The organism is Corallococcus exercitus (assembly GCF_003611585.1).
GTDB classification, from domain to species: Bacteria; Myxococcota; Myxococcia; order Myxococcales; family Myxococcaceae; genus Corallococcus; species Corallococcus exercitus.
This window is the reverse complement of sequence record NZ_RAVW01000323.1, coordinates 1-11,483: the sequence shown is the minus strand read 5'-3', so window position 1 is coordinate 11,483 and position 11,483 is coordinate 1. Positions and strand designations below refer to the sequence as shown.

Genomic DNA, 11,483 nt, shown 5'->3' with positions numbered 1-11,483 from the left:
CCACCGCGGAGGCCCCCAAGCCCTCGGCCCCGGCGGTGAGCCCCTGGTCGCTCAAGCTGGGCGGCCCGCAGGACGACACGGGCACGGGGCTGGCGGTGGGGCGGGGCGGGGATGTGCTGTTTGTGACGTCCGGCACGCCGCGCTCGGACGAGGACCGTGAGCAGGTGGAGGGCGAGCGGCTGGTGGTGACGCTGTCGCGCTACGCGGCGGACGGGACGAAGCAGTGGGCGAAGGAGTTCGAGCGCAACCGCCTCTCCGACCTGCGTGTGGCGGCCTCCACGGGGGCTGACGGCGCGGTGTTCCTGTCCGGCAACGCGTTCCTGTACTCGGCGGACTTCGGGCTGGGCGAGGCGCAGGACGGCTTCCTGGTGAAGTTCTCCCAGGCGGGCGCGCCCGAGTGGCAGGCCCGCGTGGGGCAGAAGGTCTACGCGGTGTCCGCCGACGCGGCGGGCGGCGTGGTGGCGCTGGGCGAGGAGTGGACGACGGAGGCCCACACGCCCCGGCTGGTGCGCTACGCGGCGGACGGCGCGGTGCGCTGGACGAAGACGTTCGACGGCGCGAGGGACGGCACGCTGCTGTCGGCGGTGGCGCTGTCGGGCACGGGCACGTCGGTGGTGGCGGGCCGGCTGGTGGGCCCGGTGACGGTGGACGGGCGCACGTTCGACGCGCAGGGCGCGGGCGGCTTCGTGGTGCTGGCGTTCGGCGCGGACGGCGCGCTGGCGTGGGGCCGCGAGGTGCCGGGCGTGAACGGCCGCGTGGGCTCCGTGTCGGTGGGCGCGGACGGCACGGTGGCCGTGGCCGGCGAGGCGGTGGGCCTGCTGATGTGGAACGGCGTGGCGCTGGATGAGGGCGGTCCGTTCGTGCTGACGGCGTCGGCGGACGGGCAGGAGCGCTGGGTGAAGCAGCCCACGTGCGGCTCGGCGTCGGTGGGCACCGTGGCCGCGGTGGAGTCCGCCGGCCCGGTGGCCGCGGCCTGCGGCAACACGGTCACGCGCTACGCGGCGGACGGCGCGCTGCTGGGCACGAAGACGCTGGCGGCGGAGGCGTGCGAGAGCGGCACGTGCTCGCTGGCGACGACGGCGCTGGTGGCGGCGCCGGACTCGGGGCTGGTGGTGTCCGGGTGGCAGCGCGATGGCGCGGGCGACACCTGGAACCAGGATGCGTTCCTGCGGCTCGTGACGCCCTGAGTCACAACAGGCATTGGGACAGCGCTACAACACGGCCTCGATGTCGCCAATGTCGCGCATTCGGCCGGCAATGGAGCCCTCTCTGCAACGACAGCCCGGTAGTTGCCATTGAGAGCAATTATCCGAAATCATGCCAAAGAACGATTAGGCATGCACCAGTTTACGGGCTTGTGAGTGTTGCCTAAGGCGCGTTGGAATCGTTCAAACTTACTGATGGTGGATGGGCGGGCGCTAGGTGCCTGATTGATCACGAGATGAGCCAATCGCTTTTGGAGAACGAGATCGTCATTCTCAATCTCAACCTCGAAAAAATCATTACCTCCGGGCAGCCGAACCCAGTCAACCTCAACGCATCCGACATTGGCGAGTTCAAGAACATGCCGTGTGTTGCGCATATATCCAACTCGGTTAAGAAACGGGATGTTCAAACCAAGGAGTTCATCCCGGAAGCTTGGGGCCAAGTGGTTCCTGACATCAAGATTCCTTGGTGTGCTGGCAGCGTGCCCAAGCGGAGTTATTGCTTGACGTGCAGGGGTTTCAAGCTCCTTGCTTGTCCGCTGGCCGTTGTGAATGCTCAAGGGGATTTTAAGTGTGGCTACTGCTGGCTTTCCTAATGAAAACCTGATCCGAAAGGTTGCGCTTGCTGCAGCTAGGAGCCAGTTGAAGTCATAGTAGATGTTGAGTTGTTCCGTGGTTTTTCTTATCTGGTTGTTCGTCAGCAATCGACTGAAGTCAAATCGACTTATTTCCAGTTTCGTTTCGACCTCAAGCTTGCTCTGCATTTTTTGCCTCGCCGAGAATGAGTAGGTTTTTTCTAAAGGCTGCCCGGATGCTCTTGGCCTTTTCGGAATCCGTCGATTGAATGTATATGCGACGGATGTCTTCTTTTTCTGACTTCCCCATCTCGATGAGTGTTGCAATGATAGGCGAGTAAGATTCCCATTTTGCAGATGGATTTGCGTAGTAGAATCCACTTACATCTTGGTTGAGGATTACTGCCCCGTTGTTAAGATCTTTTGCGGCTGCTGCCTTGACTTTGTCTTTTTGGAACTTCACTTCAGGAAACTCGGCCTTCAGTTTTTGAAGGATAAGTTCTTGAGTTGAGGCGTCAAGATTTCTGTGCTCCTGAGAGTCTGCTACGCGTTTCCAAAGCTGCCGGTCATGGATTTGTTGTGCGATCTGATTGATTTCCAGGATGGAAACTTTCTTGTTGGCTCCTTGGCCTCTGAGGATGTCAAGAAAAATGTCGTCGCCTAGGTTGGTGTAGTCTCTGATGAGTCCGTTAAGGCTGTCTTCTGAAATGATGTCGTGTGTAGCGGAACTTGCCAGTGCCGATACATGCTGAAGCATGGACTCAATTGCCCTGTTGGTCTTGTGGTAGTAGACCTGCACGAACAACTCGAATCTTGCTTGGAGAAAGTTTTCTACAGCGCGAAAACCGCTGGACTTCAGTCCTAGCCTGTACTGCTTCTTATCGGCAGTGCCCTCTTGGTAACAGAGCATCGTCTTGAGAAGGCGATTTCTGTCGAAGAGGCCGTATGAGACGCCGCAAGAGCGGCTGTCACGCTCCAAGTAATCCATTCGATCCGCGTCGGCAGGTGCAGATGCGACAAGATCATGGATGAGTGGAATCCACGGGGCAATCTCGCTGCCCACGAGTTGGAATGCGACGTCCCCAAGTATGGCAGCAGTGATCGCCTTGGGCGTCTGGAGGTCGTCTTGATCGATCTTGTGCCAAATGCATGCAAAAAATATGCAAGACATTACTTCATGGGGCACGCGAAGAGTGTCCTCGGAAGAATGATTGTTTTTCAGTGCGTAGGCGCGAAAAGTCTCCTTGAAGCCTGCAAGCGCGATGAGTTGCTCGTCTTCAAGCATCAGGAGGACTGCATCTAGGCTGGGCGCAAAATGATCAAAAGTATGTGAAAATGGACCGTGACCCAAATCGTGAACCAGTGCGGCCAGTCTTGTTAGGCGAAAAAGTTCCCTTAGTGTAGCTTTGGGAAAGGTGTTTAGGTCGATGGCTTGGCGATGGTTGGCTTGATTGGAGTCGGTAATTCTTTGCTTCGATATTGAGGAGATGGAGTTGAACAGCAGACTGCGGAGCATGGAGTCGGCTACGAAAAGAACTCCGAGACTATGCTCGAAGCGAGTGTGTGTCGCTGACGGAAAAACAAGGTGTAGAAGCCCGTTTTGTTTTATTTTCCGGAGTCGCTGGTAGATTGGATCGTTGATTACTCTTGATTCTTTGTCTGTGATCCGGATGAGCCCGTGGATTGGGTCTAGGATTGATTTTGTCAGTTCTAGAAGATGTTGTGTGCCGTCTTGCATTTGGACCTGTCTTGCGAGCGATAGGGTAAGTTTTGCAGCACAATAGCTATCTGGGAGAGGAAAGAAACCTTGTGCTTGAGGTTAATATCTGCTTGTTGAAAGAGTCCAGTAGCCTAGATCGACATTGAGTCCGTGCCTTCCGTTGGTTGTCCGCGATGGTGATCGGACACTGCAAGGCACCTGATAGCCTGGGTGACGGGACACATGAGGGCCTTATCTAAAACCCTGATCCGTGGTGGCTCCGATTGCGACGGCGCTTGAGGCGTTCCTGATCGGCTTGAACTGCGTGGGCACCACCTGGACTCAGGATGTGTTCCAGGCGGTGCCCCCTGAACCTGACGGCGTGGCTTGAGTGGGGTGCGCGGCCGGTGGCTCGCGCCCCATGGCTACTCGGTCTCCAGGTCCACGGCGCGGACGGCGTCCTGCACGAGACCACGGACCCACGCGTGCTTCGGGTCGCCCTCGTTCCCAAGGTGCCAGGCCAGGAGCATCTCGAGCGGAGGCATCGGGACAGGCGGGGGCCGCAGCTCCAGCCCGAGCGCCTTCGCGTGCGCGGCGGCGAAGCTGCGCGGCAGGACGGCGAGCCGGTCCGAGCCCAGCACGAGCGGCAGCGCCAGGGAGAACGTGGTCACCACGCGCGTCACGCGACGTGAGAACCCCTCCTTCTCCAGCAGCACGTCGATGCCGCCGCGTTGTGACTGCGCGAGGGGGGCCACCAGGACGTGCTCCCACTCGGTGAACCGTTTCAAGGTCATGCGCCCGGTGGCGAGCGGATGCGCCCCGCGCATGACGCAGACGAACCCGTCGACGAACAGGCGCTGCGAGCGCAGGTCCCGCTCCTTCGCGAGGTCCGGGACGATGGCGATGCCGCCGTGCTCCCTCAGGAACACCCCCAGGTCCGCCGTCTGGGTCCGGAGCGTGAGCAGGGCCCCGGGAGCACGCGCCGAGAGGAGACGGTCGAGCGTCGGCAGGAGCAGCTCCGCCACGCGGTCCGACGTCGTCACGTAGATGTCCCAGGTCGCGGTCGCCGGGTCGAAGGGGCGCCCCTGGTCGAACAGCCGCCCGGCCGCCAGCATCACCTCCCGGGCGGGCGCTCGAAGCGCCTCGGCCCGCTGCGTCCGCACGAGTGTCCTCCCGTTGCGGACCAGGAGCGGGTCGTCGAAGTCGACGCGCAGCCGGTGCAGGGCGTTGCTCGCCGCCGCGGGCGTGATTCCGAGCTTCCTCGCCGCACGCGTGACGTGAGCCTCCTCGAGGAGGTGATGGAGCGCGCGCACGTGGTTCAGGTCGAAGGCCGAGAGATTCACGGCGTGAACAATAGACTTTCCCACCATCAAGTTCCGCGAATGAGTGCCGCCCCGTACCTTGAGGGGCATGAACGCACTCACCTACAGCCGCTTCGGCAGTCCTGACGTCCTCCAGCACACCCAGGCGCAGGCGCCCCGTGTCCGCGCCCACCACCTCCTCATCCGCGTCCGAGCCGTCTCGGTGAATCCCATCGACGGGAAGATCCGGCGTGGCGAGCTGCGGCTGCTCAGCGGGGCCCACTTCCCGAAGTCACCCGGCTCGGACTTCGCGGGTGTCGTCGAGGAGGTGGGGGCGGGCGTCGAGGGTTTCTCGGTCGGAGACCGCGTGTTCGGCTTCCCTGGAAGCATGCGGGAGGGAACGCTCGCCGGACTCATCACGGTCGCGGCGTCGTCCGTCGCCCGGATTCCGCAAGGGCTCGACGACGTCGGGGCCGCGGCGGTCTCGACGGTGGGGCTCGCGGCGCTCCAGGCACTGCGTGACGTCGCGCGCGTGGCCCCCGGTGAGCGCGTGCTCGTCAACGGCGCGACGGGAGGTGTGGGGCTCATGTTGATCCAGCTCGCCCGGTCGCGTGGCGCGCATGTCACCGCCGTCACCTCCGCCGCTGGTCTGGCCGTGGCACGGCAGTTCGGTGCCCAGGTGGTCCACGACTACCGCGCCCGGCCGCTCTCGATGCTCGGCGAGCGTTTCAACGTCGTCTTCGACCTGAGCACGAAGCTGTCCTTCGCCGAGGCGCGTGGCCTCCTGACTCCGCGCGGCCGGCACGTGGGGTTCGAGCCGTCCCCTGTGTCGCTCCTGTCCTCCGCGCTGCTCGGGCCCTTCCGCCGCCAGAAGCAGCTGCTGCTCGTGACCAGGCCGTCCGGAAGAGATCTCGCGGAGCTCGCGGGGAAGCTCCAGGCCCGGGAACTCCTCCCGCCCCCCGTGGAGGTGTTCGAACTCTCCGACGCGCGAGCAGCGTTCGAGCGGTCCGAACGAGGCGGCGTCATCGGCAAGGTCGTCATCCGCGCCAGCCCCTCGCCTTGAGCGCCACACCCCTTTCCATCGCAACCCCACACACCGCCGCATCCCAGGAGTCACCCATGTCCACCCTTCATCTTGTCGACCCGTCCCTCTTGCCCCTCACCGCCCACGAGTTCCTCCCGGGGCTTTCGCGTGAAAACCTCGCGGACGCCCGCACGTTCATGGACCAGATGATTGCGTCCATCGCCCCCCGAAGCACCGCGCTCCGCAGTGAGGTACGCATCCCCGGGCGGCACGGAGCGCCCGACGTGCGGCTCGTCATCCAGACTCCGCTGGGCCACGACACGGCCCCACGGCCCGCCGTGCTGTTCCTGCACGGCGGCGGCATGGTGATGGGCAGCGCCGCCATGGGTGAGGGCTTCGACGCCGAGCTCGCTCTCGCGCACGGCGCCGTGGTCGTCTCGGTCGACTACCGCCTCGCGCCGGAGGTTCCGTTCCCGGGGCCCATCGACGACGCCTACGCGGCGCTGCGCTGGGTCCACGCGAACGCCGCGTCACTCGGCGTCGACCCGTCGCGAATCGTCCTCATGGGGCAGAGCGCCGGTGGCGGGCTCGCCGCTTCGCTGGCGCAGCTCACCCGCGATGACAGCGGGCCCCGGCCCGCGGCGCAGATCCTCATCTACCCCATGCTCGACGCCCGCACGGGGACGCCCCTGGAAGCGGACCCCAATCCGACGACGGGCGAGTTCTCATGGACGCGTGCGCACACCCGCTTCGGCTGGGAGTCCCTGCGCGGGGACTACCTCCCGACCGACGCCCGCGCCGGGCACTTCTCGGCCTCGCTCGGCCAGGACGTCTCGCACCTGCCCCCGGCCTTCATCGCCGTGGGTTCGCTCGACGTCTTCTTCGACGAGTCCATGGACTACGCCCGTCGCCTCTCCCGCGCGGGAGTCCCGGTGGAGCTCCACGTCTACCCGGGGGCCATCCACGGCTTCGACGCCATCCCGAACGCCTGGATGACCACGAGCTTCAAGCGCGAGCTGAACGAGGCGCTCGCCCGGGCGCTGCGTGCGCCGGCCGGACTGGCGGCGTGAGCCCTTCAGTCCCGGTCCGGCGCGCCCAGCGGGAAGAGGTGGCGGAACGGGCGCCCTCCGTCCACCGCCCGGGCGACGGACGGTCGGGCCAGCAACCGCGCGCGGTAGGCGCGCAGCTGGGGGTAGGACTCGGAGATGCGGTGGGTCCAGTCCGCGTAGAACAGGGAGGGCGCGGCCGCGCAGTCCGCCAGCGTGAAGTCCGCGCCCGTGGCCCAGGTCCTTCCGGCGAGCTGCCCTTCAATCCAGGCGTAGGCGCGCTCCAGCTTCTCCACGGCCTTGGCCAGGCCTTCCTTCCGCTTCGTGGCATCCCCTGTCAGCGCACCGTCCACGGCGTGCTGGACCATGCTCATGACGTGCAGGTCGAAGAAGCGGTCGAGGAAGCGCACGTCCAGCGCGGCCATCGGATCCGCGGGCAGCAGGCGGACCGGCCCGGGGTGCGCGAGCTGGAGGTATTCGATGATGACGCTGGTCTCGACGACCTGGCGCTCGCCGTCCACCAGCAGCGGGAACTTGGCCAGCGGCCAGCGACGCAGCCACTCGGCGGTGTGCTCCGGCGTGTCCGGCCCGATGTTCCGGAACTCGAAGGGCGTGCCGTTCTCATACAACGCGATGAGCACCTTCTGCGTGTACGAGGAGAAGGGGTGACCGTAGACCGCGAGCGCCATCTTGGAACCTCTCAACCACTTGTGATTTGCAAGCGGTTGAACCGTATCCGCGCTACTTGCATATTGCAAGTATCAACCCCGGGAGGACGGCCATGCCGCAGACAGGACGCTCTGGCTGTCCCATCAACCTGACGCTCGAACAGCTCGGCGACCGCTGGAGCCTCATCGTCATCCGCGACGTCATGTTCGGGAACCGGCGCACCTATGGCGAACTGCTCGAACAGAGCGAGGAGGGCATCGCCTCCAACATCCTGGCGGACCGGCTGAAGCGGCTGACGGCGTCCGGACTGCTATTGCGACGCCCGGATCCGAACCACCGGCAGAAAGGCATTTACAGCCTCACGGAGGCGTCCATCCAACTGGTGCCCCTGCTCGCGCACATGGGGGCCTGGGGCCGCCGGCACACGCAGCCGAGCGAGGAGCTGTCCGTGCGCGCGGAGTTGCTGGAGAAGGGCGGCCCGCCCCTCTGGGACGCATTCATGGACGAGCTGCGCCACCTGCACCTGGGAACGCCGCGCCCGGGGCGCTCGGTGTTCGGTGAGCTTCAGGCCGCGTACGAGAAGGCCGTCGCGCGCCGGGCGCGGCGGTGATCAGGCGGTCGCGGTGTTCAGCTTCAAGTCCTGATTCAGGCCCGCGTCCCTGCGCACGCGCCAGATGTACTGGTCCAGGAAGTAGTGGTGCAGCGCGAAGCCCCAGATGAAGCCTTCCATCAGGTCTCTCAGCGTGAGCCCACTTCCGCCCAGCGCCAGCTTCGTGTCGAACGCGCCGCAGCCCGGATGCACGCCCATGCCGCAGCCCAGCGTCCGGTACGCCAGCGTGAAGGCGAGTCCGCAGAGCGCGTAGACGATGAAGCGCTGGCTCACCTTCGGCGCCTGGCCGAACGCGGCGCGGTCCACTCCGTCCGCGTGGTAGCGGTTGCGGTGAAAGAACCAGACGATGCCGTGGTACTGCACGTTGTGGAACGCCGTCACCGCCACGGTGAACATCAGGAAGTCCATCCGCCGCGACACCGACGGCCAGAACACCAGCGACGTCAGCCCCAGCGCCGCGCCCAGCATCAACAACTTGGGCCCATTCACCCCCAGGCCCCGGCGCCACCGCCACACCTGCCGCGCCACGAGCACGCCCACCACCGCGAGCACCAGGGCGAAGCACGCGTGCGCCGCCCCGACCTCCCAGGTGGGCTCCGCCATCAGCCCCAGCCGGCGCCGGGCCCCCGGATGTGTCAGCGCGAACGCCACGAACGGCGCCAGCAACCCCACGTACAGCGTCACGCTGTCCAGCCGCCGGTCCCATGCGTCGCGCTCCCCGGCCTTGCGCTGGTAGAGCACCATGATGCCGTAGTGCTGCCGCACCACGTGCCAGTACGCCCAGAGCGCCGCCAGCGTCACGAACACCGCGAACGGCCAGCGCTGCCCGGATAGCACCGACACCGCGAACACCGCGGGCCCCGCGGCGAACCAGCCCAGGCTGCCCCAGAGCAGCCGCGCCCGCGCCTTCCGCTCCCGAGCGTCCAGGTACGTACGCGACACCGTCGCGAACAGGTGCGGCCCGTCCAGGAGCAGCACCCATGCCCACCACAGCGGCGGCCCGCTCACGCCCCCCAGCACGTGCAGCGCCATCAGCGCCAGGCTCGCGCCCAGCCCCCCGACCGTGGAGAGCAGGTCGTGCCGCCGGTCCACCAGCCACCGCGCATGCAGGGGAACCGGGGCGAAATGGGGAACCGCGTTCATCTGGGGACTCCCGTCCGGCGGACCCGGACCGCTTCCTGGGGACAACGAAGTTCCAGGATAGCGGGGACATACAGGTAAGACGCAGGCGCACCTGGGGTCTCGAAGGGGTACCGGACAACCGGGCATGGGGCCAGAACCCCCTTGAGGGAATGGCCCCCGGACGCGACAGTGCCGAACCATGGATCAAGGTCGGCGTACCTCGGACCGCAAGTCGGTCGGTCTGTTGGTGAAGCTCAAGCATGAGTCCGTGGGGAGCTTCACCGAGGAGTTCGCCACCAACATCAGTCCCGGGGGCATGTTCATCCGCTCGCGCACGCCGCAGCCGGTGGGCACGCCCGTGCGCTTCGAGGTGCAGATCGCCAACGGCGTGCGCGTGCTCCAGGGCACCGCCACCGTGCGCTGGGTGCGCGATGTGAACGACCCCGCGGGGCCTCCGGGCATGGGCCTGGCGTTCGAGGACCTGGATACGGCGAGCCGCGCGCTCGTGGACCTGATGCTCCAGCGCAGGCCGGGAACGGGTGCCGCGCCGCCCGCCGCGCCGCTGCCGTCCATCGCGCCGGCTGTCGCTCCGGGAATCGCGCCGGCTGTCGCTCCGGGAATCGCGCCGGTCGTGGCTCCGGGAATCGCGCCGTTGGCCGCGCCAGGAATCGCCCCGGTACATCCGCCGGTGGCCGCGCCGCCGCGTCCCGCCGCCGTGGCACCCGTGCGACCTGCCGCACCGCCCGCGCGTCCCGCCCCGCAGGCCCCGGGGGGCGCCGCGCTCGATTCGCTGTTCGACGACCTGGATGCGCCGTCCAGCCCCGCGCCCGCCGCGGATGAGCCGCTGTCGCTGGGCGGGGCGGATGAGCCCTTCTCGCTGGGGGCCCCGGAGGAGGACATCGGGCTTGCGCTGGCGGACTCCGCGAACGACGTGGACATCCCGCTGGACGAACTCATCGCGGGGACGCCTCCGCCCACCGTGCCGGGCGTGCTGTCGGGAGGCGACGAGCCGCTGCCCGGGTTCGACTTCGAGTTCGAGGCGCCCTCGGCGGATGGGCCCATCGCGATGGGAGAGCCGCTCGATGAGGCGCCCATCGAGGTGGGCATCTCGGTGGAGGACGGCGCGGCTTCGGGCACTGGCGATGCGGGCGGGTTCGAGCTGGATTTCTCGGATGCCTTCGACCCCGCGCCGCCGCCTCGCGCCGCGCCGGTGGCACCGCCGCCCGTGCAGCGCGCCGTTCCGCCGCCGCCCGCCGCGCCGCCGGCGGCTCCCGCGCAGACCTCCGGTGGCAGCACCGAGTTCGACCTGGACCTGTCGTCACTGGACGACGAGGCCCCGCTGGAGCTGGCTCGCGAGCCCGCGTCCTCGCCGGGCCGTCACCGGCCGATGGGGCGTGAGCCTGCGTCGTCTCCGGGCCGTGCCGCCGCGCCGGGCCTGGGCCGCGAGCCTGGATCCGCGGCCGGTCGTGCCGCGCCTGGGTTGGGTCGTGAGCCCGGCTCTGCCGCTAGCCGCTCCGCGCCTGGACTCGGCCTGGAGCCTGGGTCCGCGGCCGGTCGTGCCGCGCCTGGGTTGGGCCGTGAGCCCGGCTCTGCCGCCGGTCGCTCCGCGCCTGGACTCGGGTTGGAGCCTGGATCCGCGGCGGGTCGCTCCGCGCCTGGATTGGGTCGTGAGCCCGGATCCGCGGCGGGTCGTGGCGCACCGGGACTGGGCCGTGAGCCTGGATCCGTCGCGGGCCGTGCCTCGCCTGGGTTGGGCCTCGAGCCCCTCTCTTCGGGTGGCCGCGCGGCTGCTCCGGGCCTGGGCCGCGAGCCGGGCTCCGTCGCCGGACGCCCCGCCGTTCCCGGGTTGGGACTGGAGCCTGGATCCGCTGGACGCGCTTCCGTTCCAGGGCTGGGATTGGAGCCCGGATCCGCTGGCCGTCCCGCCGCGCGTGCTCCCGGTGAGCTGCCGCTGGAGCCCGGCTCCTTCGCCAACCGTCCCGCCGCGGGCCGCGCCGGTGCGCCCGACCTGTCCCAGGAGCCTGCCTCCTCCTGGGGCCGCGCCGTCCCGCAGCAGCCTCCCGCGCCGCAGCGCCCGTCCGGCGGCAGCGCCGAGTTCGACCTCGACCTGTCCGTGGACGACGACGGGCCGCTGGAGCTGGCTCGCGAGTCCACGACCTCGCCGGGACGTCCCGCCGCGAGGCCCGTGGCTCCTCCTCCGCCCCAGCCGCCGCCGAGCGTGCTGCCTCCCTC

Annotated in this window: 10 protein-coding genes; 5 read left to right on the top strand and 5 right to left on the bottom strand. The window is 67.3% G+C overall.

The window, feature by feature from the left end:
• The coding region (locus D7W79_RS30505; RefSeq protein WP_120528895.1) for a hypothetical protein at window positions 1-1,187 on the top strand (1,187 nt) is incomplete at its 5' end.
• Window positions 1,188-1,315: 128 nt separating this feature from the next.
• Here the strand turns inward: D7W79_RS30505 and D7W79_RS30500 are convergent.
• The 3 genes from D7W79_RS30500 to D7W79_RS30490 all read right to left on the bottom strand — a co-directional run bounded on the left by D7W79_RS30500 (window position 1,316) and on the right by D7W79_RS30490 (window position 4,822).
• The gene (locus tag D7W79_RS30500; protein ID WP_120528893.1) at window positions 1,316-1,969 is read right to left on the bottom strand and encodes a CYTH domain-containing protein; all 654 of its coding nucleotides are present in this window, start codon (window positions 1,967-1,969) and stop codon (window positions 1,316-1,318) included.
• Entirely contained in the window at window positions 1,953-3,518 is a 1,566-nt protein-coding gene (locus tag D7W79_RS30495) for an HD domain-containing protein (RefSeq protein WP_120528892.1), read from the bottom strand. Before D7W79_RS30495 ends, D7W79_RS30500 begins: the two co-directional genes overlap by 17 nt.
• Before the next feature lie 386 nt (window positions 3,519-3,904).
• Complete coding sequence (locus tag D7W79_RS30490) at window positions 3,905-4,822, bottom strand: LysR family transcriptional regulator (RefSeq protein ID WP_158617084.1); 918 nt, start codon at window positions 4,820-4,822, stop codon at window positions 3,905-3,907.
• Window positions 4,823-4,889: 67 nt separating this feature from the next.
• Here D7W79_RS30490 and D7W79_RS30485 point away from each other — a divergent pair, with 67 nt between their 5' ends.
• Together D7W79_RS30485 and D7W79_RS30480 are read left to right on the top strand one after the other, a co-directional pair.
• Entirely contained in the window at window positions 4,890-5,843 is a 954-nt protein-coding gene (locus D7W79_RS30485) for an NAD(P)-dependent alcohol dehydrogenase (RefSeq protein ID WP_120528890.1), read from the top strand.
• 56 nt (window positions 5,844-5,899) lie between these two features.
• Entirely contained in the window at window positions 5,900-6,874 is a 975-nt protein-coding gene (locus tag D7W79_RS30480) for an alpha/beta hydrolase (protein ID WP_120528889.1), read from the top strand.
• 5 nt (window positions 6,875-6,879) lie between these two features.
• Here the strand turns inward: D7W79_RS30480 and D7W79_RS30475 are convergent, their stop codons facing one another.
• On the bottom strand, window positions 6,880-7,539 hold the full coding sequence (locus D7W79_RS30475; RefSeq protein ID WP_120528888.1) for a glutathione S-transferase family protein: 660 nt from the start codon (window positions 7,537-7,539) through the stop codon (window positions 6,880-6,882).
• Between the two features lie 92 nt (window positions 7,540-7,631).
• On the opposite strand from D7W79_RS30475, the gene D7W79_RS30470 reads away from it, so the two are divergent.
• The gene (locus D7W79_RS30470; protein ID WP_120528887.1) at window positions 7,632-8,129 is read left to right on the top strand and encodes a winged helix-turn-helix transcriptional regulator; all 498 of its coding nucleotides are present in this window, start codon (window positions 7,632-7,634) and stop codon (window positions 8,127-8,129) included.
• Here the strand turns inward: D7W79_RS30470 and D7W79_RS30465 are convergent, their stop codons facing one another.
• A complete protein-coding gene (locus tag D7W79_RS30465) occupies window positions 8,130-9,272 on the bottom strand; it encodes a hypothetical protein (RefSeq protein WP_120528886.1) in 1,143 nt (380 codons plus the stop codon).
• A gap of 178 nt (window positions 9,273-9,450) precedes the next feature.
• On the opposite strand from D7W79_RS30465, the gene D7W79_RS30460 reads away from it, so the two are divergent.
• On the top strand, window positions 9,451-11,483 hold a 2,033-nt coding region (locus D7W79_RS30460; RefSeq protein WP_120528894.1), incomplete at its 3' end, for a TIGR02266 family protein.

Coding starts and splice junctions, on each gene's coding strand:
- D7W79_RS30500 (WP_120528893.1), bottom strand. CDS start 1,969: ATGCAGAGCAAGCTTGAGGTCGAAACGAAACTGGAAATAAGTCGATTT.
- D7W79_RS30495 (WP_120528892.1), bottom strand. CDS start 3,518: ATGCAAGACGGCACACAACATCTTCTAGAACTGACAAAATCAATCCTA.
- D7W79_RS30485 (WP_120528890.1), top strand. CDS start 4,890: ATGAACGCACTCACCTACAGCCGCTTCGGCAGTCCTGACGTCCTCCAG.
- D7W79_RS30480 (WP_120528889.1), top strand. CDS start 5,900: ATGTCCACCCTTCATCTTGTCGACCCGTCCCTCTTGCCCCTCACCGCC.
- D7W79_RS30475 (WP_120528888.1), bottom strand. CDS start 7,539: ATGGCGCTCGCGGTCTACGGTCACCCCTTCTCCTCGTACACGCAGAAG.
- D7W79_RS30470 (WP_120528887.1), top strand. CDS start 7,632: ATGCCGCAGACAGGACGCTCTGGCTGTCCCATCAACCTGACGCTCGAA.
- D7W79_RS30465 (WP_120528886.1), bottom strand. CDS start 9,272: ATGAACGCGGTTCCCCATTTCGCCCCGGTTCCCCTGCATGCGCGGTGG.